This window comes from Desulfocurvibacter africanus subsp. africanus DSM 2603 (assembly GCF_000422545.1).
Lineage (GTDB): Bacteria > Desulfobacterota > Desulfovibrionia > Desulfovibrionales > Desulfovibrionaceae > Desulfocurvibacter > Desulfocurvibacter africanus.
In genome coordinates, this window is record NZ_AULZ01000021.1 from 56,409 (window position 1) to 77,056 (window position 20,648).

The window sequence follows — 20,648 nt, forward strand, 5'->3', positions numbered from 1 at the left end:
CCTAATAATCCCCCGTGGGGCCTTGAGGCCAGTGGCCGTTGAAGCCGCGACACACGAGGAACGTGAACTCCTGGGCTGGCCGGCCCTTGTGTCGCGTGCGGTAATACACCGGCTCGACGCTGTCAAACATGCCCAGCAACAGGTCGGGCACAGGTCGATTCGGCTTGCGCTCGACGAATACGGCATCCCAGCCGAGCTTGTCGTGCGGTCCAGGCCAGAGGTCATACTGGTTCATGCGCCGCCCCAGGTTGACGCAGTAGGTGAAAGGCTGGCCCGGGGCGTAGAAGGCCAGCGCAGCCGTGGTGTCGTAAGCGCTCGAGAAGAAGAAAACCCTGGTCGGGTCCACGAAGCTCGCTTGCCGCAGTTCCGCGAGCTTATTCCCCAAGTCGCTCCAGCCCTTGAGCCGCAGGGCCGGGTCGTAGTCGTGGGGCAGGGGGATGGTGCCCTGCAAATGCAGGAGCATGAAGACAAGCCCTGCGAGCGCGAGCCAGACTTTTCTGGCCCGGTGCAGCGCGCCTCTCCCTTCCCTCCAGAACCAGTGCCAGAAGAACCCCGCCGAGATCAAGCCGCTTACATAGCACATGGCGGGCCAGTTGCCCTCGATTTTGGTGTGCAGGCTCCAGGCGAGAAAAAAAGCGAACATGGGCCAGAAGCCGGCCACGAGCAAAGCGGCCTGGGTCTGGCTCAAACCCAACGGCGGGTGGCGCTTGCCCCAGACCTGGCGCAGGGCCGCCCACGAGCCGGCCAGGGTGGCCGCAAGCCACCACGGGCTCAGCAGGCCGATCTGGCTGCCCACGTATTCCGGCAGCTTTCTCGGCCGAAGAAACGCCTCGGCGCGATTGCCGCTCACGCCGGCCAGGTTGCCAACGTGCTTGAAGGCCGCGAAGCCGTTCTCGATGTTCCAGGCAAAGACCGGCGCAAGACCTACGACCGTGCCGGCGGTCAGCGCAGCCGCCAGCCTGGGCCAGAATCCCTTGGGCAAGAGCCCGGCCCTTTGCAGGATAAGCCCATGGAGCAGGGCCACGCCGATAAAGGCCAGCATCATGTACTTGGCCAGCAACCCCAGGGCCATGCAGACGGCCAGCCCCAGCCACGGCCAAACGCCACCCTGTCCCTGACTGGCCGCGAGCAGGCACAGCAGCGCGCCCAGCCAGCAGACCAGCAGAGGGTTGTCCGTGGTCATGAGCAGGCCGGAGGCCAGGAATAGCGGTGTGGTCGAGGCGATGACCAACACCCACAGGGCCACCCGAGGCCTGCCGAAGAGCTTGGCGACGCCCAGGTACAGGAGCGCTTGAGTTGCCGCGGCGCCCATGAAGGCCCCGGCGCGCACGCCGCTCTCCGTGTTTCCGAGAAAGCCGGTCCAAAAAGCGATGATGTAGGCTATTAGCGGCGGCTTGGAATAGTAGGAGAGCTGCAGCCGGCGGGTCCAGTCCCAATATTGCGCCTCGTCCATGACCAGGTCAAGTTGCCCGCAGAAGAGGAAGGCCAGCCGGGCCAGACCGGTTCCCAAAATGATCGTGCCGGCCCAGAACCCCGGCCGGCGTCCCAGCACATTCCCTTCGCTCAAGAGCAGCCTCCTTCTCCGAGCATATGCGTTCTACCCATCGATTTGCGCCTTGTCCAGATTGATGCCTGTTTGTGCGATGGACAGAAGAAAATGAGCCGGCCTCTTGCCGCGAATCCATATCTAGCATATCGCAAAAGGTCCCAACCCTCGACGCGATGGCCGGACGCCGCGTTGAGGAGGCGCCCTGCGGCTCGGATATCCAGCCGGTCAGATCGGTAACGTGATCGGCATCTGAGCTTCATACGGCGACAACATGGGGGATATAGGGCAGGAACATCGTTCAACCGCAGAAGGAGGCGCAGATATGAATACTCGTGGTACGGAAGAAATCAGGCACCGCCTCACAATCGCCCTGCAGGAGATCGAAGAGGCCCACGAGGGCAGCATGGAGATGCTCGCCGACGGCTTCCAGGCCTTTGCCGATACTGTCGATGTGGCTTCCCAGGAAACGGACAGGAAGATTCTCTTGGCTCTGCGCGAGCGGGACCGCCAGCGCGCCAGGGATATCCGCCGGGCACTTCGGCAGTTGGAGGATGGCAACTACGGTATTTGCGAGGAATGCGGCGAGCCTATCGCGCCTGCCAGGCTGAAAGCTTTCCCCACCACCACGCTGTGCGTACACTGCAAGGAGGCCCTGGAACAGGAGCAGTACGCTCACGCCAGATGACGCCATCGCGTGACGACGCGGCGCAACAAACGCATTAAACACATGTCCGGAGGGCGCGGCCTTCCGGACATGTTCGTTCAGGACTTCGTCAACCCGGCGTTCAGACTGCGTTGTCGGCGGGCGCCCTGGCCGGCTGCGGCCGCCGGTTGGTCAGCCAGACTCCGCAAATGACCATGGCTCCGCCCGCGGCCAAGGTCCAGGTCACGCTCTCTCCCAGCACGAGCACCCCAAGACCGATGGCCGCCACAGGCACGAGATTGATGAACACGCCGGCCCTGCTTGCGCCGATGGCCTTGATGCCCTCGTAGTACCAGGCGAAGCTCAGGCCCGTGGCCATGACGCCCAGAAAGAGCAGATTGCCCCAGACCACGAGGCCGATGGACCGGACCGTTCCGGCAATACCCTCGGCCAGGGCGGCGGGCAGCAGCAGGAAGCAGCCGAATATGCAGGACCATGTCACGGCCGTGAGCGGAGACATGATGACCATGGCTCGCTTGCCCAGCAGCGAGTACGCGCTCCAGGCCGCCACGCAGCCGAAGATGTAGAGCTCGCCGTGGCCCAGGCCGCCCTCCAGGAGCGCCAGCGGATCGCCGCGCGAAATGATGAGCAACACGCCGCTCAAGGACAGCGGGATGCCCACGGCATGCCAGCGGCCAAGCCGCTCCTTCAGGAACAGGCCCGAGAAGATGGCCATGACCGCCGGGGTGCTGGCGATGATGAGCGCGGCCTTGCCGGCCGGCACGCTGCGCAGCCCGGAAAAGAAGAAGGCGTTGTAGGCGAACACGCCCGTGAGGCCCAGCAGCAGGGCGTGCAGCAGGTGCTCGCGCCGCAAGATGGGCAGGCGTTTTTCCTCGCGCATGGTCATGAAGACCAGGAAGATGGAGGCCACGAGAAAGCGCAGGAAGGCGGCCGAAAACGGCTCCATGGCCCCGGCCACGATGCGGCCTGAAACCCAGGTGCCTCCCCATATGGCCATGGAGGCGACAAGCTTGACGTAAATGGCGGGCACGGGGAAACCCCTTGGCTGTCGTGCGTGAAGAAGCAGCCTCTACGCCCTTTACCCAGGACTGCCAAGAGACTGCTTTCCTGCATCTGCTCCGGTCGGAAATCGGACCATGCGTCCGTTCCGGTTTACTCCGAGGCCGGGTCTGCTCCGAAGTCGTCCAGGACCCGCTGGGCCATTTCGGCCGAGGCGCGGGCCATGGGGATGCACAGCCCGAGCTTGAGGTTGCGCTCGCGGAAAGCCTGCTGGCCCTCCGCCGTGCGGAAATCCACGCTGGTCAGCTCCACGCAGGTCAATGCGCCGAAGCGCTCCTGAAATTCGTTCACCAGCTCCTGGACCATGGCGTAGACCGCCTCCAGGGACGCCTGGCCAGAGTCGCGCCCGTGCAGCAGGCCAAGGGCCATGATCGCGCCCGAGAGAGCACCGCACATGCCGCCCGTGCGCGCCACGCCGCTGCAGAATCCGCTGGCCATGCGCGGAGCGAAGCCGGACCAGGCCGCCTGTGCGCAGTTTCGCTCGCACAGGGCCTGCAACACGCTCTCGGCGCACAGTAACCCGTTGGACTCGAACAACTCGCCGGCTCTGACCGCGACATCAATCCTGTTCATATCTCCTCCTTGTGGATACTTCACTTTGAGTCAGGGGGACGATAATAGAGCCGGTACGATCGAGTAAAACGATTTTATCCCATAAGGCATATCGCACACATCGATCACAGGAGCATGGATGGAGCTTCGACATTTACGCACCTTCCGCACAGTGGCCACGCTCATGAGCTTCAACAAGGCTTCCAAGGTGTTGAACTATGCCCAATCGTCCATCTCGGTCCAGATCCAGGCCCTGGAGCGTGACCTGGACAACCGGCTCTTCGACCGACGAGGCAAGAAGCTCTTCCTGACCGATGCCGGCCGGGAATTGCTGGTCTACTGCGACAGGCTGCTGGCCCTGGCTGACGAGGCCCGCGAGCGAGTCACGGCCCAGGGCGTACGCCAAGGCACGCTGAACGTGCGCGTGCCCGAGAGTCTGGGGCTCATGCTTCTGCCCGGTCTGCTTGGCCGGTTCCGACAATCCTTTCCGGATATCCGCCTGGCCCTGCACGCTTGCTCCGCGGAATCCCTGCCCAGGGATCTCTTCGAGGGAGTCTACGACCTGGCTTTCCTGCTGGCGGAATCGGTGGATGCAGCGGTGCTTCAGGTGGAGCGGCTGGGCTGCATGGAGATCGTCCCCGTTGCCGCGCCAGGTCACACATTGACCGACACAGGCCGCATTCCCCTAGCCATGTTGGCTGCGCAGCCACTGCTGCTCGGCACTTCCGACTGCAGCTACCGCAAATCCTTCGAGCGGCTGCTGGCTGGCGAGGGCCTAACGCCTGCGTCCCTCACCGAAGTCGCCGGCATGGAGCTGCTCAAGCGCCTGGTGGCTGAGGGAGCCGGGTATACGATGTTGCCTTGGCCCATGGCTCGCGAGGAGATGCAGGCCGGCCGCATGGTCGTGGTGGATTGCCCCGAGGCCCGCCTGGAAGTGGCCGTGCTCATGATCACGCACAGGGACAAGTGGCATTGTGCCGTGCTCAGGGCTTTCATGGACATGGCCAGGCAAGAGGCGACGCGAATTGGGCTTTTGTGAAATGGGATCGCAAGGAGTGCATTATAGATATGGAGAGAAGCAAGCCTTCTTGGCGGCTCGCTCCTCTCCATGTGCATGGCTAGTAGAGTGTCAGCTCCCAGTTGAAGCTGCTGGCCGACCGCTCGGAGCGCACGTTCGCGGGCAGGGGCTCGTTGAGGCGCACGAACAGCTCGTAGCCGACGGCCTCCAATTCCTGTCTATGGGCCGACAGGTCCACTGGCCAGCCGGGATAGACCCACACGTTCTGGCCATGGCGGCGGACCCAGGCGATCTCGCCCATGGGGCTGGTCAGGGGTTCGTTGGGCTTCACATCCTCGGCCAGGGTGCGCGACACGCACAGGGGCCACAGGCCCTCCATGACCATGCCCAGGGGCAGAGGGCTTTGCCGACCCAGCTCCAGCATATCCTCGCGGGCCAGCTCCGGACTGACGATGGCGCCCGAGAAACCGAGACGCTTCAACTCCTGCAGGGCCAGGGGATTGGCCAGGTTGCAGAACGGCCCGGCCCAGATCTCCGTGGACTTCCTGCGCAGGCTCTCCAGCATGGCCATCTGCCAGGGCGCGTTCAGCACAAGCCGCTTGCCGCCGCTGGTGACCACCTGGTTCACGGCCCTCATCCACTCGGCTTCCTCGTCGGGCCAGATGACCGGCGGCAGCCACCACCACAGGCGCGGAACGAGCGTGCGGTTGACCTCGCGCAACATGCCGGGACGCAGCCACACGGCGGCCTCGCCCTCGATCTTGCCCATGGGCAGGCGGCGGTAGACCTGCGAGAGTCTGGGCCTTCCGCGCTTGGTGACCGGTGCGGGCAGCCTGGGCGAGAATGTCGAAGCGGACTTGCCGGGTGCCTTGATCTCCGACAGCTCCTTTTCCAATTCCTTGAGGCGCGCCACCAACTCGGGCTCGCGGCGGTCCACCAGAAAGATGTCCGTGCCGGGCTTGGGCGGCCGCTTGCCCATGGGCTTCACGTCGAAGGTGCCGTTGCGCGGGATGCGCCGAGGCACCTTGACCATCTGGTGCCAGGGTTCGTCCTCGTAGCCCACGCGCAAAAGGTCGCCGGCCAGCAGATCCACGCGCGGCTTGATGGCGAAGGTGCCTTCTCCACCCTTGGGAACTCGCGCCACCAACTGGCCGGAGCCGGTCTGGTCCTGCAGGTTCACGGGCACCTGCTTGCGCTGGGGAAGGAAATTATAGTGCGTGCCCGGGCGGCTCAGAGCTTGCTCCAGCAGGTCCTGAGCCTGCTTGCGCGCATCCGGCGTCGCGCCTTCATCACGCAGCAGACGGTAGGCGCTGGTGACGTAGAAAACGTAGTGCGGGCCCTTCTTGCGGCCTTCGATCTTCCAGGCCGCCACTTCGGGCACATCCAGCAGCGTCTTGACCAGCACATCCAGGTGCAGGTCGCGACAGGAGAACAGGCGTCCCGGCTGTCCCTTGCGCTGGTATCTGCGCCGGCAGGGCTGAACGCAACGGCCGCGCAGGCCGCTCTTGCCGCCCAGGTAACTGGACCAGTAGCAGCGTCCGGAAACCGCGTAGCACAATGCTCCGTGCACGAAGAGCTCCAGGCTCAGGTCCTGGGGGCAGGCTTCGGCGCAGGCTTTGATCTCGTCGATGGACAGCTCGCGGGGCAGGATGACCCGGTCCATGCCGAGCTTTTCGCGCAGCCAAACCAGGGCGGCCGGTTGCGAGACGTTGGCCAGGGTGGAAAGGTGCAGCTCGCCGCTGAAGCCGACCTGGCGGGCCAGAGCGGCCATGCCCAAGTCCTGAAGGATGATCGCGTCCGGGGCCACGGTCTTGTTCAGACGGTCGATGAGCCGGCCCGCGGCATCGGCGTCGCCGGGCTTGACCAGGGTATTCATGGCCACGTAGAGCCGGACGTCCCGGCGTTCGGCCATGCGCTTCATGACAGCCAGTTCGTCCAAGGAGAAGTTGGCGGCCTGCATGCGCGCCGAGAAGTGCTTGAGGCCCACGTACACGGCGTCGGCGCCGGCCGAGAGCGCGGCCAGGAAGGATTGCATGTCGCCGGCCGGAGCCAGGATTTGCGGGAATCGCCTGTTCATCTTATGCTCGCTCGCCTTAGGGCGTAAGTTGTTCAACCAGTAAGGGAAAAGGTATAGACCGATATGCTTGCCAGCCGCAACAACTGCCAGGACCTGCGGGTCGTCCGGATGACGCCTCTTGGGGGCGGGGAGGGCGCTCCGCCGCTCTTCGAGCTCGTATTGTCGCCGCCGGGCTGGGACTTCCGCCCCGGTCAGTTCGTCATGATCCGGCCGCCGGAGTGGGGCCTGGATCTCGTCTGGGGCCGACCCCTATCCATAGCCGATGTGCGCGAGGACGGCTTGCGGCTGCTGGTGCAGGCCATCGGCCGCGGAACACGCAGGTTGTCCGAGTTGCGGCCGGGCCAGGTCGTGACCGTGTGGGGCCCGCTGGGCAACAGCTTCGCCGTGGAGCCGGACAAGCCGACCCTGCTGCTGGCCGGCGGCATCGGCATCGCGCCCTTCGTGGGCTATGCCAGGCGGCACCCCAAGCCGGAAAATGTGACCCTGCTTTTCGGCCACCGTCTGCCCGCCGAGAGCTACCCGTTGGCTGATTTCGGTGGCCTGCGCAAGGCCGAGGCCGTGCGCGAGCAGAATCCGGAACAGTTGGCCCGTTTCATCGACCATCTGGGCCAGACCATGCGCGGCTACGCCCACGGCGGGCTCGTGCTGGCCTGCGGTCCGGAACCCTTCCTGCGCACGGTACGCAAGCTGGCCCTAACCCTCAAGGCGAGGGCCCAGCTTTCGCTGGAGAACCGCATGGCCTGCGGCGTGGGGGCCTGTCTGGGCTGCGTGGCCCGCAACGGCAAGGATCAGCTCGTGCAGACCTGCACTCACGGCCCGGTCTTCTGGGCCGAGGACGTATTCCTGTCCGAGGACGCCGCACCGCTGGGAGGCAAGCCATGAGCTCACTGGACACTATAGTCAGGCTGCCGGGCCTGACGCTCAAGAACCCGGTGCTCACTGCCTCGGGCACCTTCGGCTACGGCCTGGAGTTCGCCCGTTACGGAAATCTCGCGGATCTTGGCGGCATCGTGGTCAAGGGCTTGTCGCTCAAGCCCCGCCAGGGCAACCCCATGCCGCGCATCGCCGAAACTCCGTGCGGCATGCTGAACGCCATCGGCATCCAGAATATCGGCGTGGAGGCCTTCCTGCGCGACAAGCTGCCCTTCCTGCCCTGGCGCGAAACGGCGGTGATCGCCAACCTCTACGCCTGCGACGCCCACGAGTTCGGCGAGCTGGCCGCGGTGCTGGCGTCCGTGGAAGGCATGGCGGCCCTGGAGGTCAACGTGTCCTGCCCCAACGTGAAGGAGGGCGGGGTGGCCTTCGGTCAGAATCCGGGGCAGATACGCGCCGTGACCGAGGAGGTCAAGCGCAATGCCGGAAGCAAGCCGGTGATCGTGAAGCTTTCTCCCAACGTGACGGACATTGCCGATGCCGCGCGCGCCGCCGTGGATGGCGGCGCTGACATGCTCTCGTGCATCAACACGCTAATGGGCATGGCCGTGGACATCCGCACGCGCAAGCCCAGGCTGGCCAACGTCTACGGCGGGCTGTCCGGACCGGCCATCAAGCCCGTGGCGCTGCGTTGCGTGCACCAGGTCTGCCGGGCCGTGTCCGTGCCGGTGATCGGCGTGGGCGGCATCGCCAGCGCCGAGGACATCCTGGATTTCATCCTGGTGGGAGCGCATGCCGTGCAGGTAGGCACGGCCAACTTCATGCGGCCGGATGCCGCGTTCCGCATGGCTTCCGAACTGCCCGCGCTCATGGAGAAGCTGGGCATCGGCGGACTGGACGATTTTCGAGGGAGCCTGAGAGCCTGACTGTCCAATAGACCTGACGGGCTTGACGGGAAAGTCTTCGACCCGCGCGAGAGCGCGGGTCGAAGGAAAAATCTTTAGCCTGCTACTTGTACTTTTCCAGGATCTTTTCGATCTTCTGGCTCAGGACATCGGGCGTGAATGGCTTGACCACGTAGTTGGAGACCTTGGCCTGGATGGCCTCCACAAGGTTCTCCTGCTGCGCCTCGGCAGTGACCATGAGGAAAGGCAGGTCCTCGAACTCCTCGCTGTCGCGGACCTTGCGCAGGAGGTCGATACCCTTCATCTTGGGCATGTTCCAATCGGCTACGACGAAGTCTATTTTTTCACGATTCAGGATCTCCCAAGCCGTTGTACCGTCGTCGGCTTCGACTATGTTGTTGTAGCCGATCTGCTTGAGGATGTTCTTGATGATGCGCCGCATGGTCGAGAAGTCGTCGACGATGAGGATGCGCATATTGGAATCATAAGGCATGGGTGGTCCTCCCGCTCAGGAGCTTCGGTTCACTGGGAGATATCATCATTGTTGTTGGTAGTACATATCGCATCGACGGGCCAAAGGGAAACGGAAATTCCGGCATGCCCTTGGCCATAAGCTCTCGTATGCAATCTTCATTCCTTGGGAATCTGTAAAATCACCTCTGGCTGCGAGTCGCCAACTTCGCCTTCAGGGCCATGACGCGCTCGTGGGACTCCAGAATCCGTTGACAGGGCAACTCGCCCGAGTCCACGAGCTCCAGTATTATGCTCTGGGCCTTGCGAGCGATGAGCGGATCGTAGTCCAAATTGTTGCCGAAAAGGAGCACGTCCACGCCCGCCGTCAGGGCCAGGCGTATGGTTTCGCGCAGCCCGTAGTGGTCGGCCACGGCGCGCATCTGCAGATCGTCGGAGACGACCACGCCCGTGAAGCCCAGCCGTTCGCGCAAGAGCCCTTGCACCGTGCTCCGCGAGAGGGTGCCCGGATGCTTCGGGTCCAGGGCGGAGTTGAACAGGTGACCGGTCATGACCACGTCCACGAGCCCATGCGCCAGGAGTTGTCTGTAGGGCGCAATCTCCTTCTCGCTCCAGGTGGCGCTTACGTCCGTCAGGCCAAGGTGCGAGTCGGATGCGGAGCTGCCGTGGCCCGGGAAGTGTTTGAGGGCCGAGAGCACGCCCGCCGAGTGCAGGCCGCGCACGAAGGCCGCGGCGTGGTCGGCCACGGCCGTTGGATCGGCCGAGAAGCTGCGGCCCAGACGGCCGATGACCGGATTGCCGGGATTGACGTTCACGTCGACAACGGGCGCGAAGTCCAGATTGAAGCCGCAGGCGGCCAGCTCTCTGCCCAGGGATGCGGCGGCAATCTGCGTGCGCTCGGGCGTCCCTCGCCCCAGTTCGGCCGCCGAAGGCGAGACGGCGAAGCCGTGACGCTCCTTGAGCCTGGACACCTTGCCGCCTTCCTGGTCCACGGACACCAGCAGCGGCAGCGGGGCCATGCGTTGCAGCGCGTCCGTGAGCCGGGTCAGCTGCTCCTTGCTTTGCACATTGCGCACCGGGCTTTTCAGAAGCACGTCGTAATCGAAGAGAATGACGCCCCCCACCCGTCCCGCGCGCACGTCCTGGGCGATGGGGCTGTCTTCGTCCAGCTCCAGCCCTCGAAAGCCGACCAGGATCATCTGGCCTGCCATGGCGGCCAGCTCATTACGGCCGATATCGCAGGATGCTGTACCGGAGCCGGATGTCAACGCCCCGGCCGCACAGGCAAGGGCAACAAATAACACAATGGAGATAAGCAGGGCGCGCATGGGCTCTCCGCCGTGGAGTTGGGCTCACGAAAGCGAGTGAAACGGGGTTGCCGGCCGGAAGCCGGTCGGCAGGTGATGTGTAGCGGCTTCGGGCTGGGAGCGCAAGGCTGCGCCTGTCCGAACTTGTCGAGCACATCAAGTGCCGAAGGGTTTGAAGAAAAGGATTGGGGTTGCGCTTGCCTCCTTTCCATGCGCGAAACGACTCGGCAGATGCAAGGTCGCCGTGCTTGTCAGGCCACGCTCTCGCGCTGGACCAGCGTACGCGCCTCGGCCGGAGTCAGGCCGCGCAGACGTGGATATAACTTGCGGCAGTCCTCGAAGCCCAAGTCCGACACCACCTCCAGACATTCAGCCTCGTCGTGCAGGTGTGGGAACTCGTGCGGCCCGCCGGGCAGTTCGTCCTTGGTCAACAATTGAATATAGATGAGGCTGCGCGCCGCGAGCAGGTCCTCGCGAGATTGCTGAACGCGGCCGCCGCAGGAGTGGAGCAGGGTGAGCACGTCCCCGGGTCCGAGCAACTGTCGCCGCCCGGTAAGGCGTAGCGTTTCGCCCGCCAGGAGCCAGACGGGTGCGAGCCGCCAGCCGACGGGCAGTATCGCCCGCAACTCCAGCAGCAGGGCATGATGGATGTAGCCGGCTTCCACACAGACGCTCTCCAGACAGGGCAAAAGGGAGACGATTGCCTTGGCGCGCAACCTGTCGCGCAGCTTTCCTCTGGACGCGTCTGCCCGAGCGAAGGTCTTGACCGCCTGCACGCAGCGTTCGAAGTGGGGCGAGGCAGAGGCCCGGTAGTAATTTAGGAGCGCTCCAGTCCAGGCTTTCTCTGCCTCGTAGACCATGCGCTCCAGGCTGTCGTTCGGAATGTCGGCGGGCGCGCCTCCGGCCGCGAAGCGCTCGTGGATGGAGGCCAGGATTTCCAGGAAGGGCTCCACCTGGAGCACTCGCACGCCCGCCGCGTGTAGTCCCCGCAGAATGGCGCAGGCCTGGCGGGCGAAAAGTGGGAAGCCGTAATCAGTATTTTCCAGGTAGTCGTCGATGGACAGGCTGTCACGCAACATGTCCTCGAAGCCGGGCGTGGGCGGCTCTTCCAGGAGCACGGCCGCGTGCGCAGCCATGATTTCGCATGCGCGGGGCAGGCTCTCGAGCCTATGGCTCGTGAAAGCCAGGGTCAGCAGGCGGCTCATGGCCGTCTCAGCCGTTCCGCGAAGCGCAGATCCCGGACAAGCAAATCTAACAGCTTGCGATGGCCGGCTGGCATGGCCAGGCTCGCCAGCTCCTCGGGGCGAACCCAGCGGCTTTCCTGCGCCGCATGCAGCACGGGTTCGCGCCTGCCGTTGGCCAGCGCGCAGAAGTAGCAGTGCAGGGCCACGCGGTATTTGGTGTAGCCGTGGCGGACCACGGCGATTTTCTCCAAATCGCCGACCTCGAATTCGGTCTCTTCCTGGTACTCCCGGACCACGGCCTGTTCAGGCGTCTCGCCTGCTTCGATGCTCCCGCCGGGGAATTCCCAGAGTCCGGCCCAGACACCCTCGGTTGGCCGTTTCTGGACGAAGATAAGGCCCTGATGCACGAGCAAGCCCGTGGCGACTTCCAGGGGGATGTATTCCTTGGCTTTGGCTGGCACGGGCCGCTCCAGGACAATGTCCAGACGGTAGGCTTCGCAGTGCGGTTGGATGGGGCAGGTGCTGCAACGCGGCTTGCGCGACAGGCAGACCAGCGAGCCGAGTTCCATGACTGCCTGGTTGAATTCCCGGGCTCGATCCTTGGGGATGAGTTCGCGGGCCTTGGTCCATAAAAAGGCGCTGGTGGTCTTGTCCTTGACCGGCAAGTCCAGGTCGAACACGCGGGCGAAGACGCGCTCAACGTTGGCGTCCACGATCGGCTCTGGTTTGTTGTAGGCGATGCTCAGGATGGCTCCGGCCGTGTAGCGGCCAATGCCCGGCAGGGCCAACAGGGCCTCTGGGCTGTCCGGGAAGCTGCCGCCGTGCTCATCTATAATGATAGCCGCGGCTTTCCTCAGGTTGCGCGCCCGCGAGTAGTAGCCCAGGCCTTCCCACAGCTTGAGGAGGTCGTCCTCTCGGCTCGCGGCCAGGCTGGCCACATCGGGGAAGCGTTCCAGGAAGCGCCGGAAATAGGTACCGACCCGGTCCCGCTGAGTTTGCTGCAGCATGACCTCGGAGATCCAGATGCGGTATGGCTCATTGTTCTCGCGCCAGGGCAAGGGTTTCTTATGGATCGCGAACCAGTCCAGGAGGCGTTGAGAAAGCGTTGACATGACCCGTGGCATGGCACGGCCCGGCATGGAAGGCAAGCGGCAGGCGGGGCAATGCAGCTATTCGGCTCAGGCCTTGCCTTGGGAGGCCACGGCGGCCTGAGCCTTGCTGATCTCCTCCTGGTCGCCCAGATAGAAGCTCTCGATCGGCCGCAGGATCGCATCCAGCTTGTAGACCAGCGGAATGCCCGTGGGGATGTTCAGACCCGGTATGTCTTCGTCGCTGACGCGATCCAGGTGTTTGACCAGCCCACGCAAGCTGTTGCCGTGTGCGCAGATAAGTACGCGCTTGCCGGCTTGTATGCCCGGCACGATGGTCTCGAACCAGTAGGGCAGGGTGCGCTCTATGGTCAGCTTGAGACTTTCGGTGCGCGGCAGCTCCGCGTCGGACAGGTCTCTGTAGCGCGGATCGCTGCCCGGAAATCGCGGGTCCGACGGCTCCAGGGCCGGTGGAGGCACATCGTAGCTGCGGCGCCAAATGTGCACCTGCTCCTCGCTGTGCTCGCGGGCGGTCTCGGCCTTGTTCAGGCCTTGCAGCGCGCCGTAGTGGCGCTCGTTGAGCCGCCAGGTGCGCTGGACCGGCAGCCACATGAGGTCCATGTCCTCCATGACTATCCAGAGGGTCTTGATGGCGCGCTTGAGCACCGAGGTGTAGCAGATGTCGAAGGAGTAGCCGCCATCCTGGAGCAGTTTGGCGGCCAGATGGGCCTCCTTGACGCCGGCATCGGTCAGGCCGACATCGGTCCAGCCCGTGAAGCGGTTCTCCAGGTTCCATGTGGATTGGCCGTGGCGTAACAGGACGAGGGTGTGCAAGGCGACCTCCTGGTGGCGGGTTGGCAGGCTCAAGAAGCAGGAGCCAATGTACCAGAAGGGTCCCGGCAATCAACCTGCGGCATCTGCTCGGGCAATGATCGGGGACCTCGTGCGAGGAATCGCACGAGGTCCAAAGGTTTACACGTCGGAGAGCATGCGGATGGCGCAGAATTTGCCGCACATGGCGCATTCCTTCTCGCCGGAATGCTCGGCGCGCCGCCGGGCTACTTCGCAAGGGTCAAGGGTGTGCTCCGCCAGCTTGGTCCAGTCCAGATCCCTGCGTCCTTCGGACACGGCTTGCTCGCGCGCCAGGGCCGAGGGACGACCCATGGCCGAGGATGCGGCCTGCGCCGCGACTCGCGAGGCCATGACTCCCTGGCGCACGTCCTCGGCATCGGGCAGGGTGAGATGCTCGGCTGGTGTCAGGTAGCACAGAAAATCGGCCCCGGCGCGCACGGCCAAAGCGCCGCCGATAGCCCCGGCGATGTGGTCGTAGCCGGGCGCGCAGTCAGTGACCAGCGGTCCCAGCACGTAGAGCGGAGCGCCGTTCACGAGCCGCTTCATGGTCCGGATCTGCGCCTCGACTTGATCCATTGGCACGTGTCCCGGCCCTTCGATCATGGCTTGCACCCCGGCCTGCATGGCGCGGCGCTGCAAATCGCCCAGCACGGCTACCTCGTCCCACTGCGCCGCGTCGCCGGCATCGGCTCCAGCTCCAGGCCTGAGCCCGTCACCCAGCGACAGGGTCACGTTATGCTCGCGGGCGATGTCCAGGATGTCGTCGTAGCGGGTCAGGAAGGGGTTCTCGCGGCCGTTTTTGGCCATCCAGCGCGCGATGATGGATCCGCCGCGGGAAACGATGCCGAGGAGCCGGCGCTCGCGCGAGGCCAGTTCGGCCCCTCGCATGGTCAGGCCGCAGTGCACGGTCATGAAATCCACGCCCTGTTCCGCCTGCGTGCGAATTTCGGCCAGGATCTGCCCTTCGGTGATTTCGGCCGGATCACGCCCAGCCTCGACCACGGTATGCGCCAAGGCATACAGGGGAACCGTGCCCAACGGCAGGCGCGTGGCCTGCAGCATGCCGGTGCGGATGGCATTCAGGTCGCCTGCGGTGGACAGGTCCATGATCGTATCGGCTCCGGCGGCCTCGGCCACGCGCAGCTTCTCCAGTTCCTTGCCGGCTTCGTTTCTGAGCGGCGATGTGCCGATATTGGCATTGACCTTGATCCCGGACGGCTGGCCGACGAGAGTGGGCCGGACTTCATGATGATTGGGATTGGCCAACAGCACCATGCGGCCGGAGAGGATTTGGTCACGTATTACCGATGCGGCAAGGCCTTCAGCCCTGGACAGTTCCGGCAAGGCAAGTTCAAGGATATCCTCAAGCAGGGAGGAGAGGGTCAGTTGTGGCATGCTGTGATATTCCTGGTTGCTTGGTTATGACAGCGCGACAGTTTGCACGAAAGGCGAGAGAAATGCCAGGGTTCGGCCCATCCCCCCAAATCGTTTTTCGCCTGGGGAAGGCCCGAAGCGCTCTTGTCAAAACGGTTAAAGGAGCATATATGACCTTTCTTTTCGTGAGACCTTCCCTGGAGGAAATAAATGAAAAAGGATATCCATCCCAAGACGCATAAGGCCAAGTTCGTCTGCCAGTGTGGCGGCGAGGCTGAACTGCTGACCAGCAGCAAGAGTGATACGCTGACCGTGGAAATTTGCTCCGCCTGCCATCCTTTTTACACCGGCAAGCAGCGTTTCGTGGACACCGCCGGCCGTATCGACCGTTTCAGGAAAAAGTACGCCAAGTTCGACAAAAACGAGGCCTAGAATACGGGCGTTCTGGGGCGGCTTCGGCCGCCCGGGACGAATCCTGCCTCTGGTCCGGAGCGAGGGATACTTGCCCAAAGTCCTTTCCGCGCTGCTGACGGCAGCGACAACAGTTGGCGGACAGGCGGTCATGGAGGGCGTGATGATGCGCTCCAGGGACCGCTTGGCCATTGCCGTACGTAAGCAGAGCGGGGAAATCCTGGTCGAAATCCGGCCATGGTTCTCCCTGACAACCCATCCCTGGCTTAGAAAGCCGTTTATTCGCGGCTTCCCTGTCCTGCTGGAAACGCTCATAAATGGCATCAAAGCCCTGAACTTCTCGGCTCGCGTAGCCATGGAGGAGGACGAGGGCGGTGAGGTCGGCTCTTGGGCCCTGGCCGGCACCTTGCTCCTGTCCATCGTGCTGGCCGTAGGCCTGTTCGTGGTCCTGCCGCACTTGTTCTCACTGCTCATGAAGTGGTGGGGGCTCTCGGGCGACGTGAACAGCCTAAGCTTCCACGCCTGGGACGGCTTGTTCAAGTTCGCCTTGTTTCTCGGCTATGTGGCAAGCATCTCCTTGCTGCCTGATATCCGGCGCGTGTTCCAGTATCATGGCGCCGAGCACAAGGCCATTTGGGCCTATGAGCAAGGCGTTGAACTGATTCCTCAGACCGTGCGAGGCTACAGCAGGCTGCACCCGCGTTGCGGCACGGCTTTCCTGCTCTTCGTGCTGGCGCTCAGCATCGTTCTTTTCGCCGTGCTGGTACCCCTGGCCATGGCCGTATACGCGCCCTCCGGACCTGTGCTCAAGCAGGCCTATGTCATCCTGGTCAAGCTCTTGCTCATGGTGCCTGTCAGTTCGATGGCCTATGAACTCATCCGCATGGCCGGCCGTTTTCACGAAAATATTGTGTGCAAGCTGATGAGTTGCCCAGGGATGATGCTTCAGTTCTTGACCACTTTCGAGCCCGATGACAGCCACCTTGAAGTGGCCATTGCCGCCCTGCAAGGCGCGGTGGAAGGAAATCGCCAGCCATGTTCGCCAAGCTAGAGAGTCTGGAGCGTCAATTCGCGGATCTGGAGTCCCAGCTCAGCGCACCGGATATCTTCAACGATCAGGAGCGCTACAAGAAGCTGACCAAGGCCCGTGCTGATCTGGCCCAGGTCGTGGCGTGCTTTCAGGAATTCAAGAAGCTCTCCAGGGATCTTGAGGATAACCGCGAGATGCTCGCCGACACCGACCCGGAGATACGGGCCATGGCCGAAAGCGAGATCGCATCCATCAAGCAGGCCTTGCCACGGCTTGAGGAAAAGCTCCAGCTCCTGCTTTTGCCCAAGGACCCCTTGGACGAGAAGGATGTTATCCTGGAAATTCGAGCCGGCACCGGCGGCGAGGAGGCTTCGCTGTTCGCTGCGGACCTTTTCCGCATGTACATGCGCTATGCCGAGCGCGTGGGCTGGAAGGTCGAGATGCTCTCGGAGCACGAATCGGCCACCGGCGGTTTCAAGGAAGTCATCGCTTCCATATCCGGCGAGCGCGTTTACTCCCGGCTCAAGTACGAATCAGGCATTCATCGCGTGCAGCGCGTTCCGGCCACCGAGACTCAGGGCCGCATCCATACATCGGCCGTGACCGTTGCCGTGCTGCCAGAGGCCGAGGAAGTCGATCTGGACATCGATCCCACGGAACTGCGCATCGACGTGTACCGGGCTTCGGGCGCGGGCGGTCAGCACGTGAACAAGACCGAGTCCGCCGTGCGCATCACGCACCTCCCGACGAATACGGTGGTCACCTGCCAGGACGAGAAGTCCCAGCACAAGAACAAAGCCAAGGCCATGAAGGTGTTGCGCTCGCGCATCCTGCAGTCCATGCAGGCAGCGCGCAAAGACGAGGAGGACGCCGCCCGGCGTCTGCTGGTAGGTAGCGGCGACCGCTCGGGCCGTATCCGCACCTACAATTTTCCCCAAGGACGGATCACCGACCATCGCATCAACCTGACCCTCTACAGCCTGGCCGCGGTCATGGAAGGCGCCCTGGACGACCTCGTCGAGGCGCTCATCGGCCATTACCAGACAGAGGCCCTCAAGCAGCAGGCCGCCTCGGCGTGAACCCCTCTTTGCGTGGTCTGATCCACGAGATTTCCGCCTGTTTATCCGAGCAGGGGGTGGATGCCCCACGCCTGAGCGCCCAAGTTTTGGCAGCCTTCGTTCTCGGCTGTACGCGCATGGATCTGCTTTTGCATTCCGAGCGCGAACTGTCCGCTGCCGAGGTCGAGCGCATCAGGGTCTTGGCTCGCAGGAGGGCGAGGGGCGAACCTCTGGCCTATATAATAGGTCAGCGCGAATTCTATGGCCTAGAGTTCATCGTTCGGCTTGGCGTGCTCATCCCCAGGCCCGAAACCGAAGGCATCGTTGAGGAAGTCCGACGGTTATACGGCCCGGACTCGTGCCTGCGTTTCGCCGATCTGGGCACGGGCAGCGGAGCTCTGGGCGTGACCATGGGCGTGGTGTTCCCGCGCGCCCGAGGGTTGCTGGTGGACACGAGCGATGTGGCTTTGCGCACTGCACGGGAAAATGCGCTCAGACATAAGGTTGACTCGCGAGTCAGTGTTGTTAAGGGTGACTTCATGTTCGCGCTTTTTCGCCCTCGAAGCCTCGAGTGCATCATTTCCAATCCTCCTTACATCGGTGAGTCCGATCTCGCCGAAGTCGAGCCTGCTGTCTTGGCTTGGGAGCCTCGCTCGGCCTTGATTGCAGGACGGTCTGGATTGGAAGTATATCCCGCGTTGGCCGTGCGCGCCTGGGATGCTTTGCTGCCTGGCGGTCACATGCTGCTCGAGATGGGTTGGTCGCAAGGAAGCCACTTGGTGCGCATCCTACGCGATGTGGGATTCTGTTCTATTCGCGTTCTGCAGGATTTGGCCGGACACGACCGCATAGTCGCGGCGGTCAAGCCTGGAGGTGCAACATGACCACGATGGTCAGTGGCATCCATGTTGAAAAGAGGTCACAGTGTGGTGGTTTTGCATCATGCGTAAAGCAGGGCAAAGACCGGGAAGGGCCTTGGTTACACGCTTTGGAGTTTACATACCGTGAGGCATGCTTCTTGCTCTAGGGCGTGTGGAGGCCACATGTTACAAAAGACAATCCATAAGAGCGTAGCCTGCTCTGGCATCGGGCTTCATAGCGGCAAGAAGGTGCGGCTCGTGCTGCGCCCGGCAGGGGAAAGCACCGGCATTCTGTTCGCTCTGCAGAACGGTTCCGGTCGCAGGTTCCTCACTCCGCGCCCCGAATCCGTTATTGCAACAGGCTTGGCCACCACCTTAGGGCAGGGTGGCGATTCCCTGGCCACGGTTGAACATCTCATGGCCGCGGTGCGCGGTCTGGGTATCGATAATATTCTGGTCGACGTCGAAGGTGGGGAGATCCCCATCATGGACGGTAGCGCGGCTTCCTTCGTGTACCTTCTGCGCATGGCGGGGGAGCGTACACTTTCGGCGCGGCGCAAGGTTTATAGGGTGACTAAGCCCGTGGAATTCAAGCGTGAGGGCAAGCTCATCCGTGCTGAGCCCTGCGACGGTTTCCATGTGGATTACACGATCGAATTTCCCCACCCACTGATTGGCCGTCAAAGTCTGGCCATGCAGGTCACGCCCCAGAGCTTCACCGCCATGCTGGCTAAGGCAAGAACCTTCGGGTTTTTGCGGGAGGTGGAGTACTTGCGCAAGAATGGGCTGGCTTTGGGCGGTTCTCTGGACAACGCCGTGGTCCTGGATGATTACGGAGTCGTCAATACCGAAGGGTTGCGTTTCTCGGACGAGTTCGTTCGCCACAAGATTCTCGATTTTGTGGGCGACATGGCGGTGCTCGACGCTCCTCTCTGGGGCAGCTTTACGGTCTTCGCCAGCGGCCATGCCCTGAATAACGCCTTCTTGCGGCATCTCTGGGTCAATGCCGACGAGTACCTTGAGGAAGTTTCGCTTGGTCTCGAGCCCGTGGCTGGTCTGGAGGCTGAACCGGATATGGTGACGGCATCGGCGGCCGTCCTGGCTTAAGGCGGCATAGCAGAGGCGAATTCTTCTGTTAATACGAGCTTTGCAAAGGTCCCGCCATTTGTGGCGGGACCTTTTTTAATCCGCGAATGGCTGAATTGTTCATTATCTGGGCAGTCTCTGAAAATAAATTGCCTGTAGGGGTTGCGTGTCAGGTAATAAATGGATAAAGACACGCTTCGCTGTGGGGCGATCCAAAGAGATTCAGTCCTGACGCAGGTTTTTTGTTCTTTCACATATGGTGCGGATGGGAACAAGCTTCGGAATCTGTTCTTGCCTTTTTAGGAGCCTGCGGATATAAGCAGCAGTTCAATTGCTGCTGGCGTAGCTCAATTGGCAGAGCAGCTGATTTGTAATCAGCAGGTTGCGGGTTCAAGTCCCATCGCCAGCTCCAGAATAATAGGGTGGGGTTCCCGAGTGGCCAAAGGGAACAGACTGTAAATCTGTCGGCGTAAGCCTTCGGAGGTTCGAATCCTCCCCCCACCACCATGCAAATTAGCGGCGCAGACTGTAGGAGGCGGGTCAAACCTGTTGTTTGACTACAGAGAATGCGGGAATAGCTCAATTGGCTAGAGCATCAGCCTTCCAAGCTGAGGGTTGCGGGTTCGAGTCCCGTTTCCCGCTCCACCGTTCTCTTCGCAAGCCTTGCTCCAGTCTTGATAGGCCCACGTAGCTCAGTAGGTAGAGCACATCCTTGGTAAGGATGAGGTCATCGGTTCAATTCCGATCGTGGGCTCCACTACACATAACTTGGAAATAACGATAGACTCTCGATGAGGTCGGAACCAGTAGGGGGTACTTACCATGGGTAAAGCGAAATTCGAGCGGAAGAAGCCGCACGTAAACATCGGCACCATCGGTCACATCGACCATGGCAAGACCACGCTGACGGCCGCCATCACCAAGACCCTGTCCATGAAGGGCTGGGCCCAGTTCACGGCCTTCGATCAGATCGACAAGGCCCCTGAAGAGAAAGAGCGCGGCATCACCATCGCCACGGCGCACGTGGAGTACGAGACCGCCAATCGTCACTACGCGCACGTGGACTGCCCGGGTCACGCCGACTACATCAAGAACATGATCACGGGCGCGGCCCAGATGGACGGCGCGATCATCGTCGTGGCCGCCACCGACGGCCCCATGCCTCAGACGCGTGAGCACATCCTGCTCGCCCGTCAGGTCGGCGTGCCGGCCCTGGTGGTCTTCCTGAAC

Annotated in this window: 20 protein-coding genes and 4 tRNA genes; 14 read left to right on the top strand and 10 right to left on the bottom strand. The window is 62.8% G+C overall.

Going from position 1 to position 20,648, the window contains the following annotated elements:
- Position 1: 1 nt before the first annotated feature.
- Positions 2 to 1,567 (bottom strand): ArnT family glycosyltransferase, encoded by a 1,566-nt coding sequence (locus H585_RS0114465; protein ID WP_051183165.1) that lies wholly within the window; start codon positions 1,565 to 1,567, stop codon positions 2 to 4.
- Positions 1,568 to 1,871: 304 nt separating this feature from the next.
- Between H585_RS0114465 and H585_RS0114470 the strand changes: the two genes are divergently transcribed.
- A complete protein-coding gene (locus H585_RS0114470; RefSeq protein WP_014258465.1) occupies positions 1,872 to 2,234 on the top strand; it encodes a TraR/DksA family transcriptional regulator in 363 nt (120 codons plus the stop codon).
- A 100-nt stretch (positions 2,235 to 2,334) separates the two neighbouring features.
- On the opposite strand, the gene H585_RS0114475 is transcribed toward H585_RS0114470, so the two are convergent.
- Together H585_RS0114475 and H585_RS0114480 are read right to left on the bottom strand one after the other, a co-directional pair.
- Positions 2,335 to 3,243, bottom strand: a complete 909-nt coding sequence (locus H585_RS0114475) for a DMT family transporter (protein ID WP_027368328.1) — start codon at positions 3,241 to 3,243, stop codon at positions 2,335 to 2,337.
- Between the two features lie 122 nt (positions 3,244 to 3,365).
- Positions 3,366 to 3,845, bottom strand: coding sequence for a C-GCAxxG-C-C family protein (locus tag H585_RS0114480; RefSeq protein WP_027368329.1), 480 nt, complete (start codon positions 3,843 to 3,845; stop codon positions 3,366 to 3,368).
- A 118-nt stretch (positions 3,846 to 3,963) separates the two neighbouring features.
- Here H585_RS0114480 and H585_RS0114485 point away from each other — a divergent pair, with 118 nt between their 5' ends.
- On the top strand, positions 3,964 to 4,863 hold the full coding sequence (locus H585_RS0114485) for a LysR family transcriptional regulator (RefSeq protein WP_014258462.1): 900 nt from the start codon (positions 3,964 to 3,966) through the stop codon (positions 4,861 to 4,863).
- Positions 4,864 to 4,942: 79 nt separating this feature from the next.
- On the opposite strand, the gene H585_RS0114490 is transcribed toward H585_RS0114485, so the two are convergent.
- On the bottom strand, positions 4,943 to 6,919 hold the full coding sequence (locus H585_RS0114490) for a peptidase U32 family protein (protein ID WP_014258461.1): 1,977 nt from the start codon (positions 6,917 to 6,919) through the stop codon (positions 4,943 to 4,945).
- A gap of 63 nt (positions 6,920 to 6,982) precedes the next feature.
- Between H585_RS0114490 and H585_RS0114495 the strand changes: the two genes are divergently transcribed.
- Both H585_RS0114495 and H585_RS0114500 read left to right on the top strand, forming a co-directional pair.
- On the top strand, positions 6,983 to 7,801 hold the full coding sequence (locus tag H585_RS0114495) for an iron-sulfur cluster-binding protein (RefSeq protein ID WP_027368330.1): 819 nt from the start codon (positions 6,983 to 6,985) through the stop codon (positions 7,799 to 7,801).
- Complete coding sequence (locus H585_RS0114500) at positions 7,798 to 8,718, top strand: dihydroorotate dehydrogenase (protein ID WP_027368331.1); 921 nt, start codon at positions 7,798 to 7,800, stop codon at positions 8,716 to 8,718. The genes H585_RS0114495 and H585_RS0114500 overlap by 4 nt, the downstream gene beginning before the upstream one ends.
- An 82-nt stretch (positions 8,719 to 8,800) precedes the next feature.
- On the opposite strand, the gene H585_RS0114505 is transcribed toward H585_RS0114500, so the two are convergent.
- The 6 genes from H585_RS0114505 to thiC all read right to left on the bottom strand — a co-directional run bounded on the left by H585_RS0114505 (position 8,801) and on the right by thiC (position 14,994).
- Complete coding sequence (locus H585_RS0114505; protein WP_014258458.1) at positions 8,801 to 9,190, bottom strand: chemotaxis response regulator CheY; 390 nt, start codon at positions 9,188 to 9,190, stop codon at positions 8,801 to 8,803.
- 160 nt (positions 9,191 to 9,350) lie between these two features.
- The gene (locus H585_RS0114510; RefSeq protein ID WP_027368332.1) at positions 9,351 to 10,496 is read right to left on the bottom strand and encodes a glycoside hydrolase family 3 protein; all 1,146 of its coding nucleotides are present in this window, start codon (positions 10,494 to 10,496) and stop codon (positions 9,351 to 9,353) included.
- A 230-nt stretch (positions 10,497 to 10,726) separates the two neighbouring features.
- Entirely contained in the window at positions 10,727 to 11,680 is a 954-nt protein-coding gene (locus tag H585_RS0114515; protein ID WP_027368333.1) for a hypothetical protein, read from the bottom strand.
- On the bottom strand, positions 11,677 to 12,783 hold the full coding sequence (mutY, locus tag H585_RS0114520) for an A/G-specific adenine glycosylase (protein WP_027368334.1): 1,107 nt from the start codon (positions 12,781 to 12,783) through the stop codon (positions 11,677 to 11,679). Before mutY ends, H585_RS0114515 begins: the two co-directional genes overlap by 4 nt.
- Positions 12,784 to 12,837: 54 nt before the next feature.
- Positions 12,838 to 13,581, bottom strand: coding sequence for a 2,3-diphosphoglycerate-dependent phosphoglycerate mutase (gene gpmA, locus H585_RS0114525; protein ID WP_027368335.1), 744 nt, complete (start codon positions 13,579 to 13,581; stop codon positions 12,838 to 12,840).
- A gap of 138 nt (positions 13,582 to 13,719) precedes the next feature.
- Positions 13,720 to 14,994 (bottom strand): phosphomethylpyrimidine synthase ThiC, encoded by a 1,275-nt coding sequence (gene thiC, locus H585_RS0114530; protein WP_027368336.1) that lies wholly within the window; start codon positions 14,992 to 14,994, stop codon positions 13,720 to 13,722.
- Between the two features lie 189 nt (positions 14,995 to 15,183).
- Between thiC and rpmE the strand changes: the two genes are divergently transcribed.
- From rpmE to H585_RS21590, 10 genes are all read left to right on the top strand, one after another.
- The gene (rpmE, locus tag H585_RS0114535) at positions 15,184 to 15,405 is read left to right on the top strand and encodes a 50S ribosomal protein L31 (protein ID WP_005988082.1); all 222 of its coding nucleotides are present in this window, start codon (positions 15,184 to 15,186) and stop codon (positions 15,403 to 15,405) included.
- Positions 15,406 to 15,547: 142 nt separating this feature from the next.
- Entirely contained in the window at positions 15,548 to 16,435 is an 888-nt protein-coding gene (locus H585_RS0114540; protein WP_420834588.1) for a DUF1385 domain-containing protein, read from the top strand.
- Positions 16,420 to 17,493 (top strand): peptide chain release factor 1, encoded by a 1,074-nt coding sequence (gene prfA / locus H585_RS0114545; RefSeq protein ID WP_027368338.1) that lies wholly within the window; start codon positions 16,420 to 16,422, stop codon positions 17,491 to 17,493. The genes H585_RS0114540 and prfA overlap by 16 nt, the downstream gene beginning before the upstream one ends.
- Positions 17,490 to 18,356 (top strand): peptide chain release factor N(5)-glutamine methyltransferase, encoded by an 867-nt coding sequence (gene prmC, locus H585_RS0114550; RefSeq protein WP_027368339.1) that lies wholly within the window; start codon positions 17,490 to 17,492, stop codon positions 18,354 to 18,356. Before prfA ends, prmC begins: the two co-directional genes overlap by 4 nt.
- A gap of 159 nt (positions 18,357 to 18,515) precedes the next feature.
- Positions 18,516 to 19,439, top strand: coding sequence for a UDP-3-O-acyl-N-acetylglucosamine deacetylase (gene lpxC / locus H585_RS0114555; RefSeq protein WP_027368340.1), 924 nt, complete (start codon positions 18,516 to 18,518; stop codon positions 19,437 to 19,439).
- Between the two features lie 315 nt (positions 19,440 to 19,754).
- Positions 19,755 to 19,830 (top strand) — tRNA-Thr (locus H585_RS0114560).
- A gap of 9 nt (positions 19,831 to 19,839) precedes the next feature.
- Positions 19,840 to 19,925: transfer RNA gene (locus H585_RS0114565), tRNA-Tyr, on the top strand.
- Between the two features lie 61 nt (positions 19,926 to 19,986).
- Positions 19,987 to 20,063: transfer RNA gene (locus tag H585_RS0114570), tRNA-Gly, on the top strand.
- A 36-nt stretch (positions 20,064 to 20,099) separates the two neighbouring features.
- Positions 20,100 to 20,175 (top strand) — tRNA-Thr (locus H585_RS0114575).
- Between the two features lie 65 nt (positions 20,176 to 20,240).
- A partial coding sequence (locus tag H585_RS21590) for a GTP-binding protein (protein WP_034628154.1) occupies positions 20,241 to 20,648 on the top strand: 408 nt, incomplete at its 3' end.